The organism is Dictyobacter formicarum, assembly GCF_016587435.1.
Genome location: NZ_BNJJ01000010.1, coordinates 283397 through 308434 on the forward strand (window position 1 = coordinate 283397; position 25038 = coordinate 308434).

The window sequence follows — 25038 nt, forward strand, 5'->3', positions numbered from 1 at the left end:
GATTTGGGTAGAGGAGGGAGGAAACGCCCGCGGGGCGAAGAATTATGATGAACGAACCATTTGAACCACTTGAGCAGCATCTGATTGAAGAACAGAGCAGAACGGATGGTCAGCAGGAGTCCCGGACCCGGCGGCCTCGTTCCAGGAAATGGAGTACAGGGACGTTGATCATCAGTGCCCTCCTGCTGGCCATCATCTTTGGTGGTGGCATGGTGGCTGGCTGGCAATTCACGTTGCGCGGAGCGGTGGGCCAAAATCTACAACTCGGCTCAGATGCCGCCCCGACGATTAGCTCCTCCAATGGTGAGGATCGGGAAGCATTACGCGAGAAAGTGGTGGCGAACATACGGCCGACCGTTGTACAGATCAATGTCAAAAGCCTTACCGGTAACCACGTTGGCTCTGGTGTAGTGATTGATCGGCGTGGCTATATCATCACGAATAATCACGTGGTGAGGAATGGCGAGACCATCCAGATTGTCTTCTTTAACGGACAGACGGTGGCCGCTAGCCTGACCGGGACATCAGCGGCGGACGACCTGGCGGTTGTGCATGTAGATCCGACCCATCTTCAACTCTCGGTGGCCACTCTTGGCGACTCCTCCAGATTGCGGGTAGGACAGGACGTGATCGCGATTGGCAATCCACTGGGTATCACCCAGACCGTCACCAGCGGCATTGTGAGCGCTCTGGGACGCAACATTGCTACCGGTGAAGATGGGCAGATCTTGCCCGGCACCATCCAGACCGATGCTCCCATCAATCCAGGGAATAGTGGTGGAGCGCTCGTAGATATGCACGGCAACCTGATCGGCATTCCCACTCTGTCCGCGCTCAACCCCGAGTACAAGACTCCTGCTAGTGGCGTCGGTTTTGCGATTCCATCTAATCGTGTGCAATTTATTGGGACACAACTGATTGTGTCTGGAAAAGTTACACGAACCGGGAGGGCCGCCCTCGAAGTGCAGGCCATGGACCTGGACCCCGTATTTGTCCGGAAAAACAATCTGCCAGTTACTCAGGGAGCGCTGGTAATCAATGTGACGCCGGGTGGAGCCGCCAGCAATGCTGGCATCAAGCCCAACGACATCATCGTCCAGGTTGAAGACAACCAGATCACCAATGTGCTCTCGCTCAGTGATGCCATCATCAACGACAATCCTGGCGACATCATCCGCGTCAGACTCTATCGGGGCAAGCAGCAACTCGCTGTGGACGTCAAACTCGGCGAGTTAGCGCCCTCGAAAACGTAGTAGGTGCGCCCCTTGCGGGCGCTTGCTTGCATCTCGCTTGAAATCGCTCCCAATTGCTCCCGAAAAGCGATTGGGAGCGATTTCAAGCGTCGGGAGGAAAATCAGGCGCAAGGCCCGAACCTATTGGGATTATTGTTATTGATACGTTTCGTTCTGTATGCTATATTTCTTCTAGCTCTTGTAGCTACTACTCTCAAGAAAGGAGGTGGTGTATATGATGCAATCTCTCAGAATCATGTGGTCGCGCATCGCGAACACCAGGAGTGGAGGGCTTCGGCAGGGAAAGAAGTGCGGCCCATGAAAATCTGTGAGCAGAAACGCTCCCGTTTTGTGGCCCCCTCTTGCTTCTCCTTCTTCCTCTCCGGTCTGTTCGTCGTGTTTCCCATGACCTTCCCACTCACTCTTCTCTGAGTGCGCCCTTGAACAGGGAATGCCGCGTCTTTTCTTCGGTAAGCACCCATGTGTGCGCACTCAGATCTCTGCTTGTTTCATATCAAACCGCACATGCAACAATCTCCGAGTAAGAGAGGAAAAGAGAAATGGATATTCAGTTCAGGCGTGCCATCCGACAGTTCGCCCGCTCTCTGCGGGAGACCAGTGATCTGCTCCGCCAACGTTCCCCGGAGAGGCGTGATGTTGTGACAATATTCTTGCGCTGGACGTATTTGCGCGCGGTGTTCCACCGGGGCTACGTGCTTACCTCCGGCCTCTATTTCGTGGTCAATGCGCATCTGTTCGCCTCCCAGATCGTCTTCCTCGGCACGGTCATGTCGGCCACCTTAGTGCTGACCGACATTCCTACCGGCGTGTGGGCCGACGCGCTCGGACGCAAATGGCCACTGGTGATCGGCCACCTGTTCCTGGCTGCTGGTATGGTAATGACCGGGGTGGTGACGGCGTTCCCTTTGATCCTGGTGACACAAGTGCTGTGGGCAGTGGGGTGGGCCTTCTTGACCGGTGCCGATGTCGCGTGGATTACCGACGAGCTCGATCAACCCCAGCGGATCGCCCGCGTGTTGACGGCGAGTGCTCGCTGGGATTTGGTAGGAGGAGCAACAGGAATGATCGCGTTCGGGGTACTTGGCTGGACCACGGGTCTGGCGACAGCGATCGTGGTGTCAGGTGTCGGAATGGCGCTGCTCGGACTCTTCGTCGCGGCACAGTTCACTGAGCGCATCTTCAGGCCCACGCGCGAGAAACGGTGGCACACCTCGCTCTCGATCGTCCGGCTCGGCGTCAGCCTTGTGCGCCGCGACCACGAGATTCTGCTGGTCTGCGTCGCGACGATGCTCATCAACGGTGCGTCGATGGCAGCATGGCTGTTTCCCAAGCAACTCGTGCACCTGGGCTTCCCTTCAGATCCCGTTCTGTGGTACACGGCAGTCGGGATCTGTTCCTCGGCGGCAGGCGTCGTCGCGCTGCACATCGTCCAGGCGCGCATCGACGGCGTGGGCGTCGCCCGGCGCATGTATGCGCTCGCTTGCTTCATCGGGGTGCTCGGGCTGCTCGTGCTGGCCGAGGCCCCTGACGCCCTCATCGGCGGCGCTGGGGTGCTGCTGGCGAGCGGCATCGTGTTCAACGTGACGCGGACAGTCAGCGTGATTTGGGTGAACGAGCGCACCAGTAGCTCCGTGCGGGCAACCGTGCGCTCGTTCCTCGATCAGGCTGAGGCCATTGGGGAGATTTGCGGTGGGTTCACACTGGCAGTCATTGCAGGTGCCACAGGTATGTCGATCACGCTCCTCACCTCGGCTGCGCTCATGGCGTTCACTGGAACGATGGTGGCTCTGTCGCGCGCTAACCGAGCGAGTCCCGGCTCAAGATGAGTTGGGGAATATGGCAAGGAAACTTTGTTTCTAAAGAGGTCCCGCACGCTATCCTTCCGATAGGAAGCGTGCGGGGCCTCTTTGGGCGTGCTTATGTGGTTGGTCTATTCGTAGGACCAGTCCATGTTGCGCAGCAGGGTTTGCAGGGCCTGAGATGCGCGGCGGAAGAGATCGGGTCCGCTGAAGCCCTGGTACTGGCCGGCGGCAGCCAGGTGTGGTTCGAGGGCGATAAAGCCGTCGTAGCCGTCCTGGCGCAGCCGCTGCAGGATGGCGGCCCAGTCAGAGGCTCCCTCGCCCGCCACGGCCATCGAGCCATCGGGGCGAACGTCTTTGACGTGGACGTATTCAAGCCAGGGTTTGGTGGCTTCATAGGCATCTGGATAGGGCACCTGGTCGCATTGCAGGTAGTTGGCCGGATCGAGCACAGAGCGGAAGTGCGAATCGTTGATGCTCTGCAGGAGATCAACGTTACGCGCTATGCTATCGCCATAGATGGCTTTCTCATTCTCGTGAATCAGCAGCACATCGGCCGCGCGCGCCCGGCGCGTCATCTCCTGCAGATGGCTGATGACCTCATCGCGATAGGCGGCTGGATTGGTGGAACCGGCCTCCTCTTTGACGGGCGCGTAGAACGAGAAGATACGAATGTAGCGTGTATCGAGGGCCTTGGCGACGGCGATCGAGCGATCGAAGCGCTCTAGATGCTCCTCAAAGGAGCTATCGATGGGCACCTTACCAATGGGAGAGCCGATCGCCGCAACGCCGATTCCTGCCGCGGCCAATGTCTGCTTGATTTCTTGAATCTGCTGGCTAGATAGATCAAGCACATTGACCTTCCAGACCGAGCGTAGATCTATGTAATGAATATTCTCGCTTTGCAGAACAGCGATCTGTTCATTGAGATCTGGCGAGATCTCATCTGCGAAGGCGGATAAACGAATCATGAAAGTGTAACCTCCTTACCAGTGCGGGCGGCTTCATAGATGCCGAGAATGATCTCGACGGGATGGCGGGCGGCATTTCCGTCCACCAGGGGTGTGCCATTTTCCTGGATAGCGCGGATCATATCGGCGATCTGGTGGGCATGGGTTGACGCCTGCAGGGCGGCAGGATCACTGGCCGTCGCCTTCGGTTTGGCGGTAACGGCTCCCTCAGACTTCTTGGTGCCGCCACCATAAGGACCTACCTCTTCCGTATCCTGGCTGGCCAGGTGCAGGTAGCCCATACGATCATCCTCAATGACGGCCGAGCCTTTATCGCCGAAGAGCTCGATGCGCGTGGTCACGCCAGGATAAGCACCAGTGGTGGCCGCGATCGTCCCGAGCGCCCCATTCTCAAAGCGCAGCACCGCCACCGCCACATCCTCGGTTTCCATGTTGTGGACCAGGGTATCGGTATAGGCGCGGATGGTCTTCACGCGTCCCATCAACCATTGCAGTACGTCGATCGAGTGGATTGACTGGTTCATCAGGATGCCGCCGCCATCCAGCGCCCAGGTACCGCGCCAGGCACCGCTATCATAATATTTCTGCGAGCGCCACCAGGGGATGGCTGCGTTTCCCATCACCAGGCGACCCAGGGCCTGCTCCTTAATCAGCTGGTGCACCTGCTGTGAAGCCTCATCAAAGCGATGCTGGCTGATGACTGCCACCTTCTTACCGGTTTCACGCTGGACCTTGAGAATCTCCTCAATACGATCCTTGCGAATCTCCATTGGCTTCTCGATAATGACATGGCGACCGGAGCGCATAACCTGGCAGGCAAGCTCACCGTGCATGCCGCTGGGCGTACAGACATCGACCACATCTAACTGCTCGCGATCCAACATCTCCTGCAGACTAGTGTAGGCGGTGGCATGAAACTTATCGGCCAGCTTCTGTGCCTTCTCAGGCACAACATCGGCGACCGCCACCAGTTCCGCCTGCGGCAAGCTCCGAATCGCCTCCGCATGGGTGGGGCCAATGACGCCGCAACCAACAATGCCAAAACGCAATTTTTCCATGGGATATGCAACTCCTTATGCATTCAGGAGGAAACCTCTCGTCGAGGTGTCCTCCGCTTCGTTTGCGACTATGCGACTAAACTATAGAAAATATAACTGCCCTCTTGCGGAGGACAGCCAGGTGCTTTAGACAGCCTGTTTGCTGCTCTCCGTCCATTGGGTACGTAATTCCGCCAGTGCGGGAGTCACCTCGGTAGCGAAGTTGCTCCAATTGCACTCGATGGAGATACGCTGATCGTAGCCAGCGCGATGGAGAGCCGAAAAGTAGGGGCGGAAATCCTCCCCGTGGTGGCCAGGGGCCGCGCGACCCTCTTTCTCCGCCACATGCACATGCGACAGGAGCGAGCTATAGGGCAGGATCGACTCTGGATTCTCACCATTGCAGGCCATATGGTACACATCGGCTAGCAGGCGAGCGCCCGAAGCAGCGATAGTCGAAACCAGCGCGCCACTTTCCGCCACCGTATTCAGGATGTTTGTCTCTTCGTAGCGTAGAGGCTCAAGCACGATCTGCACGCCATGCTCGCGCGCCCAGCCGTTCCATGTCGCCATATGTTCCGCCAGCTGTTGGGACGCAGCTGCCTTCTCAATATCGGCCGGATAGGTCCTGGCTGGTCCACTGCCAAAGACAAAAATACGGATACCAGCCTGTTCCGCCCTCCGTAACGCGGTACGCATATACGTTTCCAGGCGTGCCCGATCCACATGCTGAGAAGGAGACTCGATGAGCAAAAGATTTGCCGGCAACAACGAATTTGCCGCTTCAACGGGGAAAGGAAACTGCCGTACCGCGTGTAGCAGCTCCTCAAATTCCGCCTGAGGCCGCTCCGGTATCAGAAAGCGCTGTACACTCTCCTCAAGGTAATCAAAAGCGATCTCATTGAGTTGTGGGATAGTGCGAAAAGATGTGCAGATACCAAACTTCATCGTGGTTCCTCTTCTTCTACTAACAACGAACGGCCATATCAAACAACCAGACGTCCGACCTGTCGTATAGAAGGCACCGCAAGTGCCCATTCACCTCGCGTTACAAAAAGCATCTGGCAACGCCGCCGGGGCGCATGCCACAAAAATAGCATATCACACCTGTCAGACCGGTCGGGTGTGGAGAGCCATCCAGAAGCATAGCTCTACCCTAATTTTTGTAATCGACACCTCGCCACTATTCGGGCATCATCCTCTTATGAATTATGGTGTCAGCAGGCGATCAATCGGCCTGTCATGCGGATGCAAACGGCATGAAAAGAAAAATTGTGATGGGCACAAGCGATGCGTATAATCTGGCAAAAATAGGTGTAATGTACATAAAAAATATAGATGAGGTAGATGAAATATACGTAATTATCAAAAAGTAATCGTTTACTACATTGAGCGTGAAACGACGCGTTTTCAACACGTCATCTGCCTGCCGAACGGCATTCCTCCTCTCCACGCATGTTGAATATTTTGAATCCGCTGAAAATATGTCGGATTAGCACTTGATTTATTTAAATTTATCGGTTATTATTCCTATGGACAATGAATACTTGACAAATAGCAGTGACTTATGGATATGTCAATCACTGATGGATGGAGGTAGATAGAGATGACCCAGCTAGCTACGACTCCCGTGCATATTCGCGTTGAGGGGCGCAGTGAAGAAGTACAACTGGCGCAGCTCGGGGTGGCGAATATGGCGGACGACCTCCAGTTGAAAGAGGCCGTGGTGCGTTACCTGGACCTACCAGCGCATGCCCTGGCCAGCCACGTGATTGTGCGAACAACCGGGGCCATCATTATCCGCCCTGAGGCGCTGTACGGCTAAGCCAAGCAGAAAGAAATGAAGCGACAGGTCCGGGACGTACTCCGACTGGGAGGGCTTACAAACAATTGAGGGTTGTTTCTTAGGTGCCCTTTCGACATGTATGTCCCGGGCTAGTTGCCAATACGTTCAAATTAAGAGCTTGCAGCGGAACGTGAGCGCCCAGGAACAGGGCCACCAAGCGACCGCAAGGGTCGCACCTACGATTGCCCTGTACTCTGATACATTGGACCTACAAACTGGTAATTCCCGCCTTTGCGGGAAGTGTTGGTTCGACTCCAGCAACCTCCACCACCAATCGGGGGTTTTAAATCCTTCGGGATTGTGTTCAATAAACTTGTACAGGGCAGTCCAGATCTTTTCATAAGCTTTTCTTTTTTAGATGCGCTATCTCGGCTGAGGTGCGCCCCAACGGTGTGAGCTTACAAACTTTGGATTTTTAATCCGGTTGTTACAGGTTCGAATCCTGTCGGGCCCTTTTGTGGGCCCGTAGCTCAATGGTAGAGCGCCTGTTTTCACGCTCGTACGACTTGCGCACCTCGGCTTTGATATAGATAAAGATGCGAATGATCTGTCCTGTGCTCCAATCTCAAGAGCGTACATACGGTTACCTTTCTCTTTTACCTTCTGGATTGGATGCGGGTCGAGTCCTGAACTCTGAAGCTGGTTGTAGTCATCCACAGGGATGATGCCATCAGAGCCCGCTCTTTTTACTCGCACAGGACAGACTTTTTGTTTTGTTACCACGCTGATACCGATCGGTACCGGGCGCACCCCGACTAATATGAGCTTACAAACATTTGAGTAATCTCCGTAGGTTCGAATCCTACCAGCCTTTAAAGCTGTGGCCGAGTGGTCAAAGGCGAATGTCTTTACTATAGCTCTGTTGACTTGTACGCCCGGTCTTGATCGTGTGGATATATATTGTCTCGATAAAAAATTGCATATAGCCGTGATGCTGTGTGCCCTAATGGTGATGTGATGACACAGAATCCCCCTGCTGAGATGGATGTGCGTGTTTCGATCCTCAACTCATTTCTCACCACACCACATCGCAAACTTGAAGAGCTGGCGCCGCTGCATACGAGCGCGCTGGAGAACGATCCTCTTTTTTATAGCCACCTGGCGCTCTGGTACTTTGCCAAAGGCGAGGTGCGAGATCACAAGCTGCTGTTTGTGGCGCACCTGGCGACCAGTGGGTATCCTGAGTTCCGCGAGGCGGCCTGGGTATTGCTGCAAAAATTGGCGCCGTACGAGGTGGCCCGGGTGCTTGACCACACCAAAAAAGTGATCGGCAAGACGCCACGCTCGTTCAAGGGGGCGGTCGCGCATTACCTGCAGACGCGCGAGAGCAATCCACGGCAATTTGACGGCGCAGCCATGCGCGCGCGCAATGATCTCAAGCATCTCTATGCCAGCCTGCGCATCAAGCCGGGACCCCGGGCCCAGGCTATTCTGTTCGATGAGCAGCCGCCGGCCGATAGTCCGCTGTTCGCGCTCAAGCGCCTGGCGAAGGCCAGCACAGCCGAGGAGCAGGCACAGATTATTCTGGAGCATAAGATCCCTTACACTACAGCGGTAGGTGCGCTCAAGAATGTCACCCCCGTGGTGCTGGTGGCGCTGATCGACGCTATGTCGCCGCAGGAAGTCATCAACAGCATGGCCGCCCTGAAGAAGCGTGGTGCCCTGGATAATCCTGAAGTCAAAGCGCTGATCGATCAGAAACTGGCGGCGGCAAAGACCGATAAGCGCGTCTCGACGTTGAAGGCCAAAAAGGCCATGGCGGCGACAAAGCTGGATGCCGAGACTGAGCAGGCGCTGACTGAAGTAATGGATCAGCGTATCGCGAGCAAGGCGGAGATCAAGCGTCCGACGGCGCTGTTTGTGGACAAGAGCGGCTCGATGTCGCAGGCGATCACAGTATCGAAGCAACTAGCGAGCCTGATCAGCGCGGTCACGACGGCTGACTTCTATGTCTACGCCTTTGATACGGCGGCCTTCGAGATCAATGTCAATGTGCCTGCCGGCAAGCGTGCGGCACTGAGCGACTGGGAGAAGGCATTCCAGTTTATCAAGGCCAACGGTGGGACGTCTCTGGGCGTCGCCCTGGCACAGATGACGAAGAAGAAGCAGTATGTCGAGCAGCTCTTGATCGTGACCGACGAAGGCGAGAACAGCGCTCCGCTGCTGGCCGATGCCTGGACCGCGTATAAGGAGGCTATGCAGACGGCACCATCAATTGTGATTGTTCAGGTCGGTGGCTCATATGAACGCCTGGCTCAGGGTCTGCTGGCGCGCGGTGTAGAGCTGACGCGCTACCGCTTTGATGGGGATTACTACTCGTTGCCGAACGTGTTGGAACTGCTGGCCCAGCCCTCGCGGGCCGAGCTGGTCGAGGCCATCATGGGCTATGAGTTGCCGCGCCGCCCTGATCTCGTCCCCCAGGGGGTATAAAACAGGTGGGGGCGTGGGCACGTGCTCATCTTGAAGAGTTGGGATAGATGCTATGCCTGATAAACGCAAGCAGCGAGCCACGACGGGCAAGGTAGATGCCCGCGCCCTGATCGCCCGCTTGAGCCAGCAGAGCCAGAGCCTGCTTGGGAGGGAGCTGATTGCTCCACTGCTGCCCGGCGGGCGCATCCGGACGCGTCTGAATGGCCTGGTGTATGAGTTTCGTGCTCGTGAACGCTTTCCAGGCTGGGGACGCTTTCGGCCTATCAGCGAGCGCGAGGCACAATTCATCGAGGAGGCCCTACCCTGGGAACGCGGGGCCTACCTTGAGCTTTTTCCCGCGTTGCGCATGCTGCTGCTCTGGCCCGATAGCGGTGGCCTTTTTCCCGGTACCTGGTGGGCATTGCCCTATAATGAAGGCGACGCCCGCCAGCGCTTTGGCTTGCCAATGGAACCAATGCCGGTCTTTTTGTGCGATCCCATGGCAGGTGCGGAGCGCTTCGAGCGCGTCATCGTGCGCGTAGATGGAGGCACGCGCTGGTTCGAAGGACCCGATCTGCGGGCCGACCCCCGGCATGCCGAGTGGCTGCGCGAAGCGGCCACCATGGAGTCCGAAGCGCTGCCAGAGAACCTGTTGCCGGGACTGGCGGCCTCGGAACGGTTGTCTTTACTACTCTGGCGCATCCATCAACTGGAGCTAGCGGGCAACACTCCAGCAAAAGGATTGCATCCGCCGCAGTATCGCCAGGAGCAGCGGAACTGGCTGGCCGGCCAGGCGCGTCAGCGGGTATTAGAGGAACAGCTACGCCACGCACTGAGCAAGGCTGACGCAACGCTCCATAGCTATAGCGAGGTCAACGCCAGCGATGGCTCAGTGCGTCACCTGGTGGTCGAGTGGAGCGAGCATGGACAGCAGCGACGCTACCGCTCCCTGGTTGATTCACAGCTCACCGTCGTATCCAGCGGCATTTGTCTGAGCGGGCAGGACCATGACTTCGATCTCACCAGCCTGGTGAACGTGATGGCGGCATCCCCGTCCTGGGCAGCCTATGATGACGAGGAGGACATGTAAGAGCATGACACAACAGCCCTTGAATCCTCAAAGCCCTTTTTTTCATGAGGAACGGCACGCGAACCTACAGCCGTTTGCTGGTCGATTGATTACCATCTGTGGCGCGGGTACGCTGGGTGCCAATGTAGGCGAGATGTTGGCGCGCATGGGTTTCACGCAGCTGCGTGTGATCGATAAAGATCGTATCGAGATGCGCAACCTGTCGGGGCAACCTTATAGCCGGGCCGAGGTGGGAGCCCCCAAAGCGCGTGCGCTGGCCAACATGCTCTATCGAGCGGTCCAGACCAGGGTAGAGCCTCGGGTGGTCGAGCTGAACGCGACAAACGCGCCTGAGTTGCTCAAAGGGAGCGCGCTGGTGGTGGATGCCTTTGATAACGCACAGGCCAGGGAGGCGGTCAGCCAGACCACGAGGGCCGCTTCTCTGCCCTGTCTGCATATTGGCTTCAGCGGTGATGGATTATATGGCAGCGGCATCTGGGAGCCGCACTACCAGGTCCCGCAAGAGGTGCCCGGTGATCCCTGCGACTATCCCCTGACGCGTCCGCTGGCCCTGATGTTGAGCGCCCTGGCCGCGCGGGCCATCACCGACTTCTTTCGCCTCGACCGGCGGCATGATTTCGAATTGACATGGAACGATTTGAACATCCATTATTGATGCCGATTTTTTCGTGCGTGGAGGGAGAAATCGGACGCAAGGTCCGAACATATGGGGGATGGTGATCGTGTGGCGAGAGAAAAATCGGACGCAAGGTCCGAATGTATGGGGATGGTGATCGTGTGGCGAGAGAAAAATCGGACGCAAGGTCCGAATGTATGGGGATGGTAATCGTGTGGCGAGAGAAAAATCGGACGCAAGGTCCGAACCTATGGTTACATGAAGGCCGGGTGTGGCGGTTGATTTGTTGTGTTTTTTGTCGTTAAATGTGAGGTGATCATGGGAAATAGGAGGTTTCGGTATGGTTATTTCTGATGGTGTGGTGAAGACGGTGAGTTGTAGCGGCGAGCATTCTTTTAGTAAGCCGAATCAGGAGCGGATTCGGTTGTTGAAGGGATTGGGGGTTGAGGGGGATGCGCACATGGGGGAGACGGTGAAGCATCGGTCGCGGGTGGCGGTTGATCCGTCGCAGCCTAATTTGCGGCAGGTGCATTTGATCCATGCGGAGCTGCATGAGGAGTTGCAGGCGGCTGGCTTTGAGGTGTCGGCGGGGCAGATGGGTGAGAATGTGACCACGCAGGGCATCGATTTGCTGGGTCTGCCGACGGGGACGCGCTTACATCTAGGCGATGCGGCGGTGGTTGAGGTGACGGGCCTGCGCAATCCTTGTGGGCAGTTGAACGGGTTGCAGCCCGGACTGATGGCTGCAGTCCTGGGACGCGATGAGCAGGGGAACCTGATACGCAAGGCGGGCATCATGGGCATTGTGCTGGCTGCTGGCGAGGTGCGGCCCGGAGATCCTATTCGCGTTGAATTACCTCCCGAGCCGCATCGGCCATTGGAGCGTGTTTAGTGAATCGGGCGCGAGGCCCGGGCCTATTAAATCGGAGGCGAGGAGGAGATCATGCCCCCAGCATGCTCGTCCGAACCTATGAGGGGTGGGCGGTGAGGGTCATGAGGTTGTTATCCATATCGCCCATCATAGACATGGGGGCGCTTTGGCGTTTGGGTCGGGATGCGGGTGGTTGGTTAGCGGCGCAGGGTGTCCCGAATTTTGGCTGGGCATAGGGAAGGTGGGTCGTGCCACGTCCCAGGATATGCAGGTAGTTAGCCGATTCACCTTCGTAGGGAGCGCCGGAGTTCCAGGGCACGAAGGAGCGCGCATTGCAGTAGTGACCGACAAAGGCTCGGCGCGAGCGATCCTGGCTGCGATTGGCATGGGAGCGATGCAGGATATGGCCACCAAAGAAGACTACATCACCAGGGTTGACCTCGGCCTTGACCTCTTTACCTGTGTATTTGCGGGCCACGCGCGTCAAACCATTGACATTCTCATCGGTATGGCTAGCATTGTAGATCGGCTCAATATCGCTCAACTCGCGCTGCCCATTCTCCGACTGGCCATCTGAATCCGGGTAGACCGGCTCATGTTGTGAACCGACCGTTATCCACAAACAGCCATTCTCCTCATCGGCGCGATCCAGGGCCAGCCAGGCGCCGCACAGCGTATCGGGAAAGGTTGGGATATAGTAGGAATCCTGGTGATAGCCCTGTCCTGGTTGTCCAGGCTGCTTAAAAAAAAGCATCGACTGCAATGCCAGCACATCGGGTCCAATCAACGCCTCCAGCACATCGAGGACGCGTGGATGGAGTAGGAAACGCTCGTGAATGGGGAGCACGCGATGCAGCATATGGACGCGCAGATAGTAAGAGATCTTCCTGTCAGGGTCCCAGTCGGAGGGCGGAGGCGTCACACCGGGAAAATGTTCCTCCCCGGCCAGAATGCGATCCATATGCGCATTCATTTCCTGCACATCTTCTGGTGGCACCAGATTGCACACAACCAGGAAACCCTGCTCGCGAAACTTCACATAATCTTGCACACTGATTGGATAATGTTCATAGTGCCTGACTGGTTGGGTTGAATTGGTCTGTGAAATGGTCGTCATTGGAAAGCTCCTTTGCTACAATATAGTCTCATGCACATTCTGATCCGGATAGGCAAATAGCTTGTGCAAGTGATATGTATAGAGCATAAAAGGAAAAAGCCAAAAGAGCGATAACTGAAATGCATCTAAATGTGTCTAAAATTAACTCGATATTTATGAGAGCATGTTACGCGGAAGAGGCAGGCAATGATGCAGCAACTAGAACAGGAAAAATCCTATTGGTCCGATGAAGTGATGGTGGGAGAGGTCGTCTATCCGCCTGGAAGCACGTTGGGACCACGTATCCAGCCCACACTCCAGTTTGTTTATGTGCATGCCGGACACATCACGATCCGTATTGATGAGCAGACGCATACGATACCCGCCAATAGTGCGTTCGTGTTATATCCGGGTCATCGCGAATATTTTGTCTTTGCTGAAGACTGCGAAACTATTCATAGCTGGATACATATCTCGCTGGCCCTGGTCGAGGACGACATGATCCGGCGTCTCCAGCAGCTGGCGTGGCCGCTGCCGCTCTCACCGGCCATGCAGCAACTGATGCACGACGCCCTGGCATTGCGCGCCAGCGCTTTTCCGACCGTGAAAGAGATGCTGCGGGCGCTGGCGATGCAGATGTGCTGGCGCTATATCGGCGAGGGCGAGCAACTGGGTCTGCGACACGACGCAGTCCTAGCGCACAGCGCCGTAGGGAAGGCCCAGCAATTCATCTACGACCACCTGAGCGAGCAACTGACCCTGACCACGATTGCTGAAGCCGTAGCGATCAGCCCCGCCCACCTGATTCGCTTATTTCAGCACCACCTGCACACCACACCCATGGCTTACGTATGGGAACAACGCATCACCATGGGGATCAAGCTGCTCGAACAGACCGGCCTCTCGGTGGGCATGATCGCCGAGCAATGTGGGTTTCAATCGCGCTACCACTTCTCGCGCCGCATTCGCCAGGCCATCGGCTACACACCCCTGGAGGTGCGCCACCGCTCCTGGCAGTTTGATCCATCGGCCCAAACAGAATAGCTCTACCTGGTGAAATAAGGTGTTTGTCGGGGTGCAATATTTTTTCCGAGCAGGCCGCCGAGCGCCCCAATACCAGTTCCCAGACCGATGTGTAGCAGAATGAGTACAACAGCAAAGTTGATGCCGGCGCTGGTGAGATAGCTTGCTATTAAAGCACTTCGGCCTGCGAATATGGACATCGTATAGACCAGGCTGATGCCTGTAAGCAGGCAAGAGACCACGCTGTAGCAGAGGTTGGCCCAGAGACAGGCAAAGACAGCGGGGCTTATTTTCCGTGTCTGCCGAGCAGCAAACAGACCTGCCAGGAAGTAGATAATCCAGTCAAGAAACGTGAAAAATGCGGTCAGCAGAAAGGAGTAGATGGCAATGGTGCTAACAGGTAGATGGTAGGTCGCTCTTATCTGTGGGATGGCTTGATTGAATAACAGAGTGAAGACATAGCCAATGATGAGGCGGGCGACAAGGATGGCGCCAAAGATGAGCCCGTATTTTAAGGCAATCTTCCCGGTGGATGGCGACTGTGTCGGCAAAGGTGAGTAGCCTGGATAGCCGTGTTGCTCTTGATAGAACGGCGCCGCAGGCTGTGGTTGTTGTGGCTGTGCTGGCAATGGCGTTGACCGTTCTGGTGGTGTTGGTGTTGAATTCTGCAGCATAAAATATATTATGTCTCCTTATGGATGTTTGAATATATTGATATTTTTTATTATATAATATCTTTTGGTAACTAATAGTGAGATATTTCACCTTTTGGAAACAAACAATGAAGTGTTTCACATTGCCTGTTGTATAAAATGGGGCATTGTGTATGCCGAGAGGGTGGTATGTACGAGGGTCGCAGTTATTTTGGTGGCGTTGACGTGGGAGGGGTGAGGAGGGCGCGAGTAGCGGTCAGGAATTGGTCGAGGGTAGTGTGGGGATTGCCGAGGAGGTTCTGAAGGGTGTAGCCTTGAATGAGGCTGAGGATGAGAGTGACCAGGGTTTCGGGGGTGACGCCGGGGAAGCGGGCTGGTTCGGCCTTGATCAGGTCGCGGGCAGCGGGTAGAAACATCTGGCGTGAGCGTTCGATGCCTGTCAGCATGCGCTGGCGTATTTCAGGCTCACGGGTGCTCAGGGTCCAGTAATCGAAGAGCAGTTCTAGTTTGGCGAGGGATTTCTGGTTGCGCTCGACATAAGCATCGCGCACATCCTGTTCGATCAGTCCAAGCAGGCGTTCGCGGGGAGAGTGGGTGGTCGGGGCCTCCCAGGTTTCGAACAGATCGTTCAGCAGCCAATCGAGGAGAGCGACCAGCAGAGCTTCTTTCGATTTAAAATGGAAGAAAACCAGGCCGGTGCTCAGATGTGCCTCGGCCGCTACCTGGCGGATAGTCAGGTGCTCAAGCCGCTCGCGCAGCGCAACTTTAAAGGCCGCCTGTAAAATTTGCTCGCGCCGCTGAACCTCAGTTTCTTTTTTGCCAGGCATGTTGTTTTCTTCCTTTCTTTCGCGCGCATGCTTGTGCTGATACTGTGAAATCGTTATACTTCAACCATACCAGAGCCAGGAATGGTCTATCTTCGATGGAGCAATGATCCGTGAACTCTAAAACCGGCTAAGCTAGAAGGAAATACGATGACTACAGAGCACATACAATCCACGAATGAGGCGAGAATAAGATGTCAATGGGCGATGTCGCATGAACTATTTTTTTCGTACCACGATGAGGAGTGGGGCGTCCCGGTCCATGATGATCGTCTGCTGTTTGAAATGCTCAATCTTGAAGGAGCACAGGCCGGTTTGAGCTGGCTCACCATTCTCAAGAAGCGCGAGAATTATCGCGCGGCGTTTGATAACTTCGATGCCCGGAAAATCGCGAAGTATGACGCGGCCAAAAAGGAGTCCCTGCTCCAGAACGAAGGCATTGTGCGCAATCGGCTGAAAGTCAATGCAGTGGTTGAAAACGCGAAGGCCGTGCTTGAGGTGCAGCGTGAGTTTGGCAGCTTTGATCGCTACATCTGGCAGTTTGTGGATGGTGAGCCTTTGCGTGCTAGCGATAGGCAGCACGCGGTGGCCGTCAGTGAGCGCATGAGCAAGGATTTGAAGAAGCGCGGCTTTCGCTTTGTGGGCGCCACGATCTGCTACGCCTTTATGCAGGCGGTAGGCATGGTGAATGACCATACCGCTGACTGTTTTCGGGCCGCCATGCTGGCACAGTAAAGTCGTGAAGCTCACTTCTGCGGGACATAAGAAACCAGGCCCGCCAGACTCCATTGTAGAGTCTGGCGGGCCTGGTTTCTTGATTCTTGGTAAGAACCATGCGCCAAAGGCGCACCACCCAGAATGAAAGTCATCTATTCTGATGACTTTCAGAAGAAATTAACTGAAGGGTAGACCGATTTTGCACCGAAGGGTGAGAATTTGCTCTGAATCATGGGAATTCACGCTTCGATGATCTGGCGATCCTGGTCATTCCAGTCATGTATCTCAGTCATGGAATTCTCCTCTTGTCGCTACCATTTCTTTTACAGGGGTAAGCAGAGAGGTTGAACGAGACATCACTTCTTGTTGTCGAAGAAGTGCCCTTCTTCGAGATCCTGGATCAGCGTGGGGTGTACTGGCTGCCACCCCAGCAGCTCGCGGGTCAGCGCGTTCGACGTCGGGTTGTCTATTGAGGAGGCGGGTCCGATCCAGCTAAAGTGCTTGCCCGCGTCCTCAGGAGAGATGGAGACCACCGGGAGATCGAGATGCCGACCGATCACCTCGGCGATGGTGCGGGTCGGCACGCCCTCTTCCGCGACTCCGTGCAGCACCGATCCCGCCGGGGCCTTCTCCAGCGCCAGACGGAACAGGCGAGCGGCATCGAGCTGGTGCACAGCGGGCCAGCGGTTAGAACCATCGCCGACGTAGCCGGAGACGCCCTTCTCACGGGCGATAGAGACCAGGACCTCCGTGAAGCCGCCTCTTCTTTTGTCGTGAACCGAGGGAGACAGTCGCACGATCGATGAGCGCACGCCGCGCCGGGAGAGAGCGAGCGCCGCGTTCTCCGATACGACCCGGGGCGCGACCAACCCGGCGTCGGCCACGTCCTTTTCCGTCCCGAGACGCCCCTGCGGGAGAAAGAATGTGAGCATCAATGTTCCCGAGGTGATCACGAACGGCTTGCCGGAGCCTTCGAGCGCTGCTCCGATTGCCTGGACGGCGTGCAGATCCGTGCGCGCAGCGCCCTCGTAGTCCGAGAAGTCGTGGATAAACGCGAGGTGGATGACGCCGTCAGATGCAGCCGCTGCGCTGCGCAGGCTGTCAAGATCATCAAGGGAACCACGATGCACCTGTGCGCCGGCGGCGGCAAGCGAGGCAGCGGCTGCATCTGAGCGCGCCAGGCCGAGGACCTGATGGCCCGCCTCGATCAGTTCGCGGACGACGGCGGAGCCGATAAAACCGGTCGCGCCGGTAACAAAAACTCTCATAGGAAAATCCTCCATTAAGAAACGTAAGGGTTAGGGTTTCGGTCGTGTAGCCACACACACATCAAGTCAGGTGATACAGCATGATTGATTGTGTCGTCACACATGCGTGTGCCGGTTCGGCAAGCAATGCAGCCAGCATCTCTCCCGACGACAAGCGTTCCTTGACCGAATATGTATCAATACCATGCCCTTGTCTTCGAGCGTTGTTTTCGACATGTCGAAAGTGTATACTGAAAGGGATACTAGAACAAGATGAGCATTTATCATAGGAGTGAGACTCCTACATTCCCGCTATCTACGAGATAAAGGAGAGAGGAAACGATGGCGCGTGAGCAGGAGGACCAACGCTTGCAAGAACTGGGAGATTTTCTGCGCACCAGGAGGAACCGGATTGCGCCTGAAGATGTAGGACTGCCGCGAGGAAGCAGGCGGCGAGCCCCAGGACTCAGACGCGCAGAAGTAGCCCAATTGGCAAGCGTCAGTGTGGACTGGTATACATGGTTGGAGCAGGGACGCCCGATTAGCGTTTCGACGCAGGTCTTAGAAAGCCTCGTGCAGGCCTTACACTTGAATGCCGATGAGCGAGCACATCTCTTCTTCTTAGCTCACCAACAACCCCCTCCAGCGAGGGCCATGGAGCCTGAAACCGTGAGTCCAGCGTTACAGCACTTCCTGGATCATCAGGGTCTCAGTCCAGCCTTTGTGACAGGACGACGATGGGATGTGGTGGCCTGGAACGAAGCGGCCCGCATCGTCTTTGGCGATTATGAGCAGATGACCTCTCACGAACGTAATACCGTCTGGCGACTCTTCACCTCGCCAATGCATCGGCAACTGCTTGTCGATTGGGAAGGGCATGCGCGACGGCTCTTAGCACAATTCCGTGCCACTTGTGGTCGCTATCCTGCTGATCCCTGGTTGACAGAGTTGATCCATGATCTGATGATTGCCAGCCCTGAATTTCGGGCCTGGTGGCCCGATCATGAGGTGCTCATTGCGTCAGAAGGTCACAAAACGTTCAATCATCCACAAGTAGGCTATCTCGTGTTTGAGCTTGTCACGTTTCAGGTGTTTGACGCCCCAGATCTCACAGTGACTGTATACATCCCGTTGGATGAAGCAGATACACCAGCCAAAATCTCCCAACTGCTTTCTGAGAGATCAAGCGTCTCAAGTGGGTTCTGAGCAACCTTCCATGGTCACGATGTCATTTATGCCAGGTGTTACCGTGGCTTGGCAGCGATCTGTTTGGATTTCATCCAATCAAGGAAGAGAAGGATAACCAGGACGACTTCAACTACTTTAATAGTACAATCAAATGGATCCCAGGGCCAGCCCTCACTGGGACTACCGAGGAAGAACCAGAGAACAATGGTCAGTAGTGTATATCCGATGAATACCCAACGCACAAGGTTGTGAATCCGTGCAAATTGAGGTAGGAAAAACGCTACAAGTAAGCCGAGATAGCCAAGACCATTGAGCAAAAACCAGAAATGCAGGTCTTCATCTGGTTGCATTGAAAGATATAAATGTGCTGCACCGGTAATGAGCGTTGTCAAGACGATACCAATGATTACGAAAAGGAATTGTTTGTTCGTTTGTAACGCTTGTTGCATTAGTACTCACTTTCACTACTAGAAGTTCGTTTTTCTATCTGGCAAATCGCTACCTGATGTATGAAAAATTATAAGTAAAATTTTCATAGTATTACAATAATATTGATGTCTTATAGTCATTATTGGCTATTGATTAGTCGATTGAAAATCGCTATATGCTTTATAGATATCTATCTATCTATTTCTGATGCTTATCAATAAGCTCGGTTGGTTTTTAACAGTTATTTTTCGTGCTGATCATGTATCCTTAAATTAGTGATGCCATGAACACATACTATGCTAAATTCCCGGCGCGCAAAGTAGGTTCAGAGCAGATCAGCAACGCTTTTGTTGCCTCAATCCAACCCGGCTGGCAGACATAGTGAGCTGTTCCGTTAAAGTTTTTTTGTTGGGTGGTTTGTGTGAAATATGATTGTGCACAATTTAATTTCTTGCAATGCAAGCTATAAAAAAAGTTTTATATACACGGGATGGCGTGAAAGATGGAAATAAGGTAAGCGCTCTTGTCCCAATTGTTTGTGAAACTCTGAGGAGGTTGTGGGGGGACCGGGCACTGATGGGAAATGGGGACGTTATGGGGCGGGATGTGAGATACTGTTTATATAAAAGTATTTTGATGTAAGTATAAAGGGAGTATGATGACACGTATTCAGTTTGGGCTGGCATTGCCCAGTGGTCCACGCAACGAGATGTCTCGTGAAGCGTTTATGGAGCAGCTAAAGAAAAACCTGGATGTAGTAAACGGGACATTTGACTCAATCTGGTTTGTTGATCATGTGCAATTCAAAGATAGTCCTCTGCTGGAAGGCTGGACTGCCCTGGCGTATATGGCGGCGCTGTATCCCTCATTTGACTTTGGGCATGTGGTGCTGTGCCAGTCGTTCCGCAACCCAGCCTTGCTGGCCAAGATGGCGGCGACTGCCCAGTATATGAGTGGGGGACGGTTCGTGCTTGGTATTGGCGCTGGCTGGCACCAGGAAGAGTATGATGCCTATGGCTACGACTTCCCCGGGGCGGGCACGCGCGTAGAAGAACTGGATGAAACCTTGAAGATCGTCAAGGCGCTCTGGAATGAGCCGCAGGCCACTTTTAAGGGCAAGCACTACCAGGTGGTGGAAGCCTACTGTGAGCCAAAGCCCGATCCGGCACCTCCTATCATGGTTGGTGGCTCAAAACCGCGCATGTTACGGCTCACCGCCCGCCACGCCGACTGGTGGAACGTCTCTCAGGTAGGGATTGAGCGCTATCGAGAGCAGGTCAAAGCGAGCGAAGAAGCCTGTGCCGTCGTTGGACGAGATCCTGCCACGTTGCGGCGCACCTGGTTTGGCGGCTGCTACTGCGTCTCTGAAGGGACCGATCCAGCCAGCATCGACACATCCCTGATCCGCTCGCCCAATCCTTTTGTGGGTACTCCGACGCAAATCATCGAACAGATGAAACCATTTATCGATCTCGGCGTAGACTACTTCATGCTGAAACCCGAGAGTTTTCCGGACACCACCTCATTACGCCTACTGGTTGAGGAAGTTTTTCCCCGGCTTAACGCGTAAGGCCGCGCAGCCTGCAAAATGGGGCCAGTATCTTCAACTGACAAGGAGATGCCGGCCCCAAATTCTTATAGCCTGGTTATGAGGTGGCCAGGTGAGCGACCAGGTCGCGTTCGGCGGGACCGAACCAGGGAGGATTGCCGGCGGCCGCATTCTCGATCACGCGTTGCGGCTTCGTGGTGGCTGGAATCGCCACGTGGCAGCGCTCATCGCTCAGGATCCACTTGAGCAAGGCCTGCCCCCAGGTTTTTACCCCAAAGGGGGCCAGCGGCTCCAGCGCCTGTGTTGACGGTGGCTGGCGCATCAGGCTTCCCTCGCCAAAGGGGCGCATCACGATGACTCCCAAACCCAGATCGGCAGCCAGCGGCAAAATGTCTTTTTCCACCTCGCGCTGCAAAGGGTTGTAAGGAATCTGGATGACCGAGATACGACCGGTTTTCATAACTTTACGCAGCTCATGAAAGGCGGCGGGGTTATAGTGGGTGGCCCCGATGGCCCGCACGCATCCCTGCTCCTTCAGGCCCTCCAGCAGAGCCAGATGTTCCAGCCAGTTTTCCATGTTGTGGATCTGGTAGACGTCGACGAAGCCATCGAAAAGGTTCAATGCTTGTTTCACCTGGGCCTGGCCCTCGGCGCGCGTACTTGCCCATACTTTGGTTGCTACTATGGCCTGCTCGCGCCGCCCGCGCAGTGTCTCACCAAGCGCCTGTTCAGCTGACCCATACATGGGAGACGAATCAAAAAACGAAACCTCCTGAGATAGAGCTGTATCGATCAGGGAACGAGCATTTTTAAGGGTTGGCTGCTCACCACGCGTATCGAAGGTACGCCAGGTCCCCATCCCAATCACTGGTACACGTAATTGATTGGATCCAGATCCAGATCCTAAAATACGATAGTCCATACAACAACGCCTTTCCAGGGCAGTGTGACTGGCCATTGTGTGTCCAGCACAACTGCCACACAAATAGAACAAACTATATTGTGGAACATTCGGGCAGAGAAATGCGTAGAGAGTCTCGCCCAAAAGAAGTACATCCAGCGCAGCGGTTCCGCGTTACTTGCAGAAATCAAGCGTGATTAGAGGGTCATAGAATGGAATATAATGAGAGTGGTAGCAAGTAGAATGAGTAGTGATACACATACGTAATAACCTCCAACATAAAGACGCGCAGGTAGCACTAAAGTAGCAGGGAATACCTTTCACATTAGCTTTTTAACTCGACGTATGCTTGTATCTCGTATTGGAAGTAAGAATGGTTTCAAAAAAAAGCCGACAAAAATAGGGAGAAGTAGCGATAAATGATTAGCTTGCCAGAAATGTTATTAAGGCTCACCATCTCAATGCTGTTGGGAAGCATCATCGGCTGGGAGCGGGAGTCCAGCGAGCACCATGCAGGCGTGCGCACCAGTGCCCTGGTGGCGCTTGGAACAACCCTGTTCACCATCCTCTCCGCTTACGGCTTTCACGATTTGCTGACCCTGCCGCATGTTCAGTTCGATCCAACGCGTATCGCGTCTTATATTGTGGCGGGTATCGGCTTCCTGGGTGGGGGAGCCATCTACTTTCGGCAGGACCTCCAAAAAGTCAGAGGGTTGACCTCCGCGGCCTCGGTCTGGGCCGTGGCCGCCATCGGTATGGCCTGCGGCATCGGCTTTTTGATTGAGGCCGCCATAACCACCTTCATGGTCTTATTTATCTTGATCGGTATGCGTTACGTGGAGGCCAGACTACTACCATACAAAAGCCAGCACCTGCAGGAATTATTTATTCGCCTGGACGGTGAAGACGAAGGCACCCTGATCGGAAAAATCTATGATACCCTGAGCAAAATGCACATAAATATCGTGCGGGTTGACATTCGTTCTCAGAAGACCGAGCAGGGCAGCGAGCATATGCTAGAAATCGATTGCCAGGCCAGTGATGAACGCACAATGATACAAGCCATTGACCAGCTACGTACCATTAAAGGAGTTCTGGGCATCAAATCATCGAGCAGAAAAGGCGTCAGATATGAATAGTAGTTTTTTGGGCTAATTAAGGCAGGATTTTCTCCATGATGATAACGTCAACCCAGCGGTCATCGAGCATGCCCTGTTCGTGATAGACGCCAACGAATTGGAAGCCGTGGCGCTCATACAGGCGCATGCCTGGCGCGTTGGTTGGGAAGGCGGCCAGGACCAATTTATGATAGCCAAGGGCCCCGGCGCGTGTTTCCAGCGCACTCAGCAATGCATCTCCGATGCCTCGTCCGCGCTGCTCGCGGTCAACGTAGATGGAGAAATCCACCACATGGTCATAGGCTGGCCGAGGGTTAAATGAATTGAGCGAGCCCCAGCCCACAACGCTCCCCGAATCGTTTACTGCGACAAGGACAGGATGGCGCGAGTCACGGGTCGTCAGCCAGTCGGCCCGCTCCTCGGGCGTCCGCAGCTGCGTCTCAAGCGTTGCCGACCGATCCTCAATCCCTTGATTATAGATGGACGCGATAGTTGCCGCATCCTTATGCATAGCATCGCGAATCTTCATATAGCCTCCTTTAAGATGCTCCTCTAAGATATTCCCAGTTTGCGGATCATAAATGCAAACAACTGGTTTTTCTGATCAAGTAGATTATAGGTGCTGCGAGCTGTGCTGCCAAGCGTGGAGAAAACGGGAAGGAAAATTGGCCTGCCTCCGTATTTTTCAGCGAAAATTCAGCAAAATCGGACTGTCTCTTCAATCTGGTGGATTACAGTTGAGATGGGCGACAAATAGATTGATTGTTGTCTCTCATAAACAAACACGGAGGAACAGACAGATGGAACAGTCTGAAGTTTATCGGCACAGGGAAGGGCAGTGGCGTCTGAAGCCACTGCACTGGTATGGGCTGGTGACGAGCCTGCTCATGGTCGCTGCCTTTATCGCGGGCGGAATCTTCTTGCATTCGGCCAGCGCTGCCAGTATCGACAAGATCAAGCAGCACGGCGCGAAATGTCCAGCGACAGCATGTGGGACGAGCGTATTGGGGTATATTACGGCTATCAATGGCACGACGCTGCAGCTGAAAAGCTGGAAAGATGGCTCGGTAATCACCATCAAAACGACGGCCCAGACCGAGTTCGTCAGTAAGATTGCTCAGCGCGCAATTACGCTGAGCGACCTGAAAGTCAAGGACTTTATCCAGGCAACGGGACAGATGGATGGGGTGAACAATCTCGTCAGCAGGAGCATTGTTGTTGGCATTGAACCGTCAAGCAAAGCACCCGAAAAAAAGCCGACGGATGGCACCTCTTTCCTGGGTTATATTACAGCTATACACGGATCAACGCTCACGGTACAATCGGCTGGTGATAAAGCCATGTCGTCGATCCATACCATTACGGTCAGCAATACGACCGAGCTCGGGAGTAAGCTGGCGGGTGGTAAAATCACCCTGGGCGAGCTCAAAACGGGAGATTTTATCATAGCTTTTGGCAAGTCTGCTAGCAATGGCAATCTGCGAGCTACCACGCTGGTAGTTGGCCTGACTCCGAGCAGCCAGTCAGTTGGCAAGTAGTGCCGGTATCGTTCTAATGGCGTCTCAGGCTCCATGCTGATGGGGAGCCTGAGCGCTTGTTTTGGAATGGGTGCATGCCTTATTATATGCTGGTCCAGCATATGGAAGAGGTTTTGACCCTACACATGGTGGAAATCATGCCATTAAGAAGAGGATAAAGGCGATGGCGAACGAGGAGCGGGAACTGCCGCGCAAGTCAGTGGTATTGATTGTGGACGATGAGCCACAGATCGTCGAATTTCTGCGCATGGGCTTTAGCTATGAAGGCTTTGAGGTCGCAAGCGTGATGAACGGGTTTGATGCCCTGGCCGCTGTTAACGCCCACCGGCCAGATATCGTTATTCTGGATATCATGCTCCCTGGTCTGGATGGGATGGAGGTAGCGCAGCGCATCCGGCAAGCACACGACACCGGTATCATCATGTTGACCGCCAGAGAAGACGTCGAAGACCGGGTTGAAGGGCTGGACCGAGGAGCCGACGACTACATCACCAAGCCCTTTATCTTCAAAGAACTGATGGCTCGCGTCCGCGCCGTCTCGCGGCGGCGCGGGCTACAGATAGGAGAAGTCCTCTCTTTTCAAGACATCACGCTCAACCGAAGCACGAGGATTGTCACACGTGGCGGACGGCCCATTGAACTGACGCCACGCGAATTCGAGCTGCTCGACTTTTTTCTGCAGCATCCTCGCCAGGTCTTAACTCGCAACGCCATCCTATCCCGTGTCTGGGGGTATCACTATGGCGGTGACGACAATGTGATCGAAGTCTACATCAAGCATCTGCGCGAAAAACTACAGGATACCAACCCGCCGCAGCTCCTGCAAACGATCCGGGGAGTTGGCTACACATTACGCTAGAGGC

Annotated in this window: 24 protein-coding genes; 14 read left to right on the forward strand and 10 right to left on the reverse strand. The window is 54.8% G+C overall.

From position 1 onward, the window contains the following. Window positions 1-44 precede the first annotated feature (44 nt). Entirely contained in the window at window positions 45-1253 is a 1209-nt protein-coding gene (locus JMI88_RS19345; RefSeq protein ID WP_201363576.1) for a S1C family serine protease, read from the forward strand. A gap of 539 nt (window positions 1254-1792) precedes the next feature. Continuing rightward, entirely contained in the window at window positions 1793-3079 is a 1287-nt protein-coding gene (locus JMI88_RS19350; RefSeq protein ID WP_201363577.1) for an MFS transporter, read from the forward strand. Window positions 3080-3183: 104 nt separating this feature from the next. Here the strand turns inward: JMI88_RS19350 and JMI88_RS19355 are convergent, their stop codons facing one another. The 3 genes from JMI88_RS19355 to JMI88_RS19365 all read right to left on the reverse strand — a co-directional run bounded on the left by JMI88_RS19355 (window position 3184) and on the right by JMI88_RS19365 (window position 6008). Further along, a complete protein-coding gene (locus tag JMI88_RS19355; protein ID WP_201363578.1) occupies window positions 3184-4023 on the reverse strand; it encodes a sugar phosphate isomerase/epimerase family protein in 840 nt (279 codons plus the stop codon). Further along, complete coding sequence (locus JMI88_RS19360; RefSeq protein ID WP_201363579.1) at window positions 4020-5081, reverse strand: Gfo/Idh/MocA family protein; 1062 nt, start codon at window positions 5079-5081, stop codon at window positions 4020-4022. Before JMI88_RS19360 ends, JMI88_RS19355 begins: the two co-directional genes overlap by 4 nt. Window positions 5082-5207: 126 nt before the next feature. Next, on the reverse strand, window positions 5208-6008 hold the full coding sequence (locus tag JMI88_RS19365) for a sugar phosphate isomerase/epimerase family protein (protein ID WP_201363580.1): 801 nt from the start codon (window positions 6006-6008) through the stop codon (window positions 5208-5210). A 658-nt stretch (window positions 6009-6666) separates the two neighbouring features. Here JMI88_RS19365 and JMI88_RS19370 point away from each other — a divergent pair. The 5 genes from JMI88_RS19370 to JMI88_RS19390 all read left to right on the forward strand — a co-directional run bounded on the left by JMI88_RS19370 (window position 6667) and on the right by JMI88_RS19390 (window position 11913). Continuing rightward, window positions 6667-6885 (forward strand): hypothetical protein, encoded by a 219-nt coding sequence (locus JMI88_RS19370; protein ID WP_201363581.1) that lies wholly within the window; start codon window positions 6667-6669, stop codon window positions 6883-6885. 978 nt (window positions 6886-7863) lie between these two features. Next, window positions 7864-9336, forward strand: a complete 1473-nt coding sequence (locus JMI88_RS19375) for a vWA domain-containing protein (protein ID WP_201363582.1) — start codon at window positions 7864-7866, stop codon at window positions 9334-9336. A 52-nt stretch (window positions 9337-9388) separates the two neighbouring features. After that, entirely contained in the window at window positions 9389-10405 is a 1017-nt protein-coding gene (locus JMI88_RS19380; RefSeq protein WP_201363583.1) for a hypothetical protein, read from the forward strand. Window positions 10406-10409: 4 nt separating this feature from the next. Further along, the gene (locus JMI88_RS19385; protein WP_201363584.1) at window positions 10410-11060 is read left to right on the forward strand and encodes a HesA/MoeB/ThiF family protein; all 651 of its coding nucleotides are present in this window, start codon (window positions 10410-10412) and stop codon (window positions 11058-11060) included. Between the two features lie 301 nt (window positions 11061-11361). Beyond that, the gene (locus JMI88_RS19390; protein WP_201363585.1) at window positions 11362-11913 is read left to right on the forward strand and encodes an MOSC domain-containing protein; all 552 of its coding nucleotides are present in this window, start codon (window positions 11362-11364) and stop codon (window positions 11911-11913) included. Window positions 11914-11989: 76 nt separating this feature from the next. On the opposite strand, the gene JMI88_RS19395 is transcribed toward JMI88_RS19390, so the two are convergent. Beyond that, complete coding sequence (locus JMI88_RS19395) at window positions 11990-13009, reverse strand: phytanoyl-CoA dioxygenase family protein (protein ID WP_201363586.1); 1020 nt, start codon at window positions 13007-13009, stop codon at window positions 11990-11992. A gap of 186 nt (window positions 13010-13195) precedes the next feature. Between JMI88_RS19395 and JMI88_RS19400 the strand changes: the two genes are divergently transcribed. Next, window positions 13196-14032 (forward strand): AraC family transcriptional regulator, encoded by an 837-nt coding sequence (locus tag JMI88_RS19400; RefSeq protein ID WP_201363587.1) that lies wholly within the window; start codon window positions 13196-13198, stop codon window positions 14030-14032. A gap of 2 nt (window positions 14033-14034) precedes the next feature. On the opposite strand, the gene JMI88_RS19405 is transcribed toward JMI88_RS19400, so the two are convergent. Together JMI88_RS19405 and JMI88_RS19410 are read right to left on the reverse strand one after the other, a co-directional pair. Next, window positions 14035-14685, reverse strand: a complete 651-nt coding sequence (locus tag JMI88_RS19405) for a hypothetical protein (protein ID WP_201363588.1) — start codon at window positions 14683-14685, stop codon at window positions 14035-14037. Between the two features lie 185 nt (window positions 14686-14870). Continuing rightward, complete coding sequence (locus tag JMI88_RS19410) at window positions 14871-15491, reverse strand: TetR/AcrR family transcriptional regulator (protein WP_201363589.1); 621 nt, start codon at window positions 15489-15491, stop codon at window positions 14871-14873. Window positions 15492-15638: 147 nt separating this feature from the next. On the opposite strand from JMI88_RS19410, the gene JMI88_RS19415 reads away from it, so the two are divergent. Further along, window positions 15639-16223 (forward strand): DNA-3-methyladenine glycosylase I, encoded by a 585-nt coding sequence (locus JMI88_RS19415; RefSeq protein ID WP_201363590.1) that lies wholly within the window; start codon window positions 15639-15641, stop codon window positions 16221-16223. Window positions 16224-16561: 338 nt separating this feature from the next. Here JMI88_RS19415 and JMI88_RS19420 read toward each other — a convergent pair whose 3' ends face one another. Then, a complete protein-coding gene (locus JMI88_RS19420; protein ID WP_201363591.1) occupies window positions 16562-17473 on the reverse strand; it encodes an SDR family oxidoreductase in 912 nt (303 codons plus the stop codon). A gap of 321 nt (window positions 17474-17794) precedes the next feature. Between JMI88_RS19420 and JMI88_RS19425 the strand changes: the two genes are divergently transcribed. Further along, window positions 17795-18658, forward strand: a complete 864-nt coding sequence (locus JMI88_RS19425) for a helix-turn-helix transcriptional regulator (protein WP_201363592.1) — start codon at window positions 17795-17797, stop codon at window positions 18656-18658. A gap of 38 nt (window positions 18659-18696) precedes the next feature. Here the strand turns inward: JMI88_RS19425 and JMI88_RS19430 are convergent, their stop codons facing one another. Then, on the reverse strand, window positions 18697-19089 hold the full coding sequence (locus tag JMI88_RS19430; RefSeq protein WP_201363593.1) for a DUF7475 family protein: 393 nt from the start codon (window positions 19087-19089) through the stop codon (window positions 18697-18699). Between the two features lie 635 nt (window positions 19090-19724). Between JMI88_RS19430 and JMI88_RS19435 the strand changes: the two genes are divergently transcribed. Further along, the gene (locus JMI88_RS19435; RefSeq protein ID WP_201363594.1) at window positions 19725-20639 is read left to right on the forward strand and encodes an LLM class flavin-dependent oxidoreductase; all 915 of its coding nucleotides are present in this window, start codon (window positions 19725-19727) and stop codon (window positions 20637-20639) included. Between the two features lie 76 nt (window positions 20640-20715). Here the strand turns inward: JMI88_RS19435 and JMI88_RS19440 are convergent, their stop codons facing one another. Beyond that, complete coding sequence (locus JMI88_RS19440; protein ID WP_201363595.1) at window positions 20716-21540, reverse strand: aldo/keto reductase; 825 nt, start codon at window positions 21538-21540, stop codon at window positions 20716-20718. A gap of 398 nt (window positions 21541-21938) precedes the next feature. Between JMI88_RS19440 and JMI88_RS19445 the strand changes: the two genes are divergently transcribed. Beyond that, window positions 21939-22658 carry an MgtC/SapB family protein gene (locus JMI88_RS19445; RefSeq protein ID WP_201363596.1) on the forward strand — a complete coding sequence of 240 codons (720 nt, stop codon included), beginning with the start codon at window positions 21939-21941 and terminating at the stop codon, window positions 22656-22658. A 16-nt stretch (window positions 22659-22674) separates the two neighbouring features. Here the strand turns inward: JMI88_RS19445 and JMI88_RS19450 are convergent, their stop codons facing one another. Beyond that, window positions 22675-23166: an arsinothricin resistance N-acetyltransferase ArsN1 family A gene (locus JMI88_RS19450; protein ID WP_201363597.1), complete on the reverse strand. Its 492-nt coding sequence runs from the start codon at window positions 23164-23166 to the stop codon at window positions 22675-22677. A gap of 271 nt (window positions 23167-23437) precedes the next feature. On the opposite strand from JMI88_RS19450, the gene JMI88_RS19455 reads away from it, so the two are divergent. Then, complete coding sequence (locus tag JMI88_RS19455) at window positions 23438-24175, forward strand: DUF5666 domain-containing protein (RefSeq protein WP_201363598.1); 738 nt, start codon at window positions 23438-23440, stop codon at window positions 24173-24175. 163 nt (window positions 24176-24338) lie between these two features. Further along, window positions 24339-25034 carry a response regulator transcription factor gene (locus JMI88_RS19460; protein ID WP_201363599.1) on the forward strand — a complete coding sequence of 232 codons (696 nt, stop codon included), beginning with the start codon at window positions 24339-24341 and terminating at the stop codon, window positions 25032-25034. The last annotated feature ends 4 nt before the right edge of the window (window positions 25035-25038 follow it).

What these genes read in the sequence shown, in the direction of transcription:
- JMI88_RS19345 (WP_201363576.1), top strand. Translation starts at nt 45, where the DNA reads ATGATGAACGAACCATTTGAACCACTTGAGCAGCATCTGATTGAAGAA.
- JMI88_RS19350 (WP_201363577.1), top strand. Translation starts at nt 1,793, where the DNA reads ATGGATATTCAGTTCAGGCGTGCCATCCGACAGTTCGCCCGCTCTCTG.
- JMI88_RS19355 (WP_201363578.1), bottom strand. Translation starts at nt 4,023, where the DNA reads ATGATTCGTTTATCCGCCTTCGCAGATGAGATCTCGCCAGATCTCAAT.
- JMI88_RS19360 (WP_201363579.1), bottom strand. Translation starts at nt 5,081, where the DNA reads ATGGAAAAATTGCGTTTTGGCATTGTTGGTTGCGGCGTCATTGGCCCC.
- JMI88_RS19365 (WP_201363580.1), bottom strand. Translation starts at nt 6,008, where the DNA reads ATGAAGTTTGGTATCTGCACATCTTTTCGCACTATCCCACAACTCAAT.
- JMI88_RS19370 (WP_201363581.1), top strand. Translation starts at nt 6,667, where the DNA reads ATGACCCAGCTAGCTACGACTCCCGTGCATATTCGCGTTGAGGGGCGC.
- JMI88_RS19375 (WP_201363582.1), top strand. Translation starts at nt 7,864, where the DNA reads ATGACACAGAATCCCCCTGCTGAGATGGATGTGCGTGTTTCGATCCTC.
- JMI88_RS19380 (WP_201363583.1), top strand. Translation starts at nt 9,389, where the DNA reads ATGCCTGATAAACGCAAGCAGCGAGCCACGACGGGCAAGGTAGATGCC.
- JMI88_RS19385 (WP_201363584.1), top strand. Translation starts at nt 10,410, where the DNA reads ATGACACAACAGCCCTTGAATCCTCAAAGCCCTTTTTTTCATGAGGAA.
- JMI88_RS19390 (WP_201363585.1), top strand. Translation starts at nt 11,362, where the DNA reads ATGGTTATTTCTGATGGTGTGGTGAAGACGGTGAGTTGTAGCGGCGAG.
- JMI88_RS19395 (WP_201363586.1), bottom strand. Translation starts at nt 13,009, where the DNA reads ATGACGACCATTTCACAGACCAATTCAACCCAACCAGTCAGGCACTAT.
- JMI88_RS19400 (WP_201363587.1), top strand. Translation starts at nt 13,196, where the DNA reads ATGATGCAGCAACTAGAACAGGAAAAATCCTATTGGTCCGATGAAGTG.
- JMI88_RS19405 (WP_201363588.1), bottom strand. Translation starts at nt 14,685, where the DNA reads ATGCTGCAGAATTCAACACCAACACCACCAGAACGGTCAACGCCATTG.
- JMI88_RS19410 (WP_201363589.1), bottom strand. Translation starts at nt 15,491, where the DNA reads ATGCCTGGCAAAAAAGAAACTGAGGTTCAGCGGCGCGAGCAAATTTTA.
- JMI88_RS19415 (WP_201363590.1), top strand. Translation starts at nt 15,639, where the DNA reads ATGACTACAGAGCACATACAATCCACGAATGAGGCGAGAATAAGATGT.
- JMI88_RS19420 (WP_201363591.1), bottom strand. Translation starts at nt 17,473, where the DNA reads ATGAGAGTTTTTGTTACCGGCGCGACCGGTTTTATCGGCTCCGCCGTC.
- JMI88_RS19425 (WP_201363592.1), top strand. Translation starts at nt 17,795, where the DNA reads ATGGCGCGTGAGCAGGAGGACCAACGCTTGCAAGAACTGGGAGATTTT.
- JMI88_RS19430 (WP_201363593.1), bottom strand. Translation starts at nt 19,089, where the DNA reads ATGCAACAAGCGTTACAAACGAACAAACAATTCCTTTTCGTAATCATT.
- JMI88_RS19435 (WP_201363594.1), top strand. Translation starts at nt 19,725, where the DNA reads ATGATGACACGTATTCAGTTTGGGCTGGCATTGCCCAGTGGTCCACGC.
- JMI88_RS19440 (WP_201363595.1), bottom strand. Translation starts at nt 21,540, where the DNA reads ATGGACTATCGTATTTTAGGATCTGGATCTGGATCCAATCAATTACGT.
- JMI88_RS19445 (WP_201363596.1), top strand. Translation starts at nt 21,939, where the DNA reads ATGATTAGCTTGCCAGAAATGTTATTAAGGCTCACCATCTCAATGCTG.
- JMI88_RS19450 (WP_201363597.1), bottom strand. Translation starts at nt 23,166, where the DNA reads ATGAAGATTCGCGATGCTATGCATAAGGATGCGGCAACTATCGCGTCC.
- JMI88_RS19455 (WP_201363598.1), top strand. Translation starts at nt 23,438, where the DNA reads ATGGAACAGTCTGAAGTTTATCGGCACAGGGAAGGGCAGTGGCGTCTG.
- JMI88_RS19460 (WP_201363599.1), top strand. Translation starts at nt 24,339, where the DNA reads ATGGCGAACGAGGAGCGGGAACTGCCGCGCAAGTCAGTGGTATTGATT.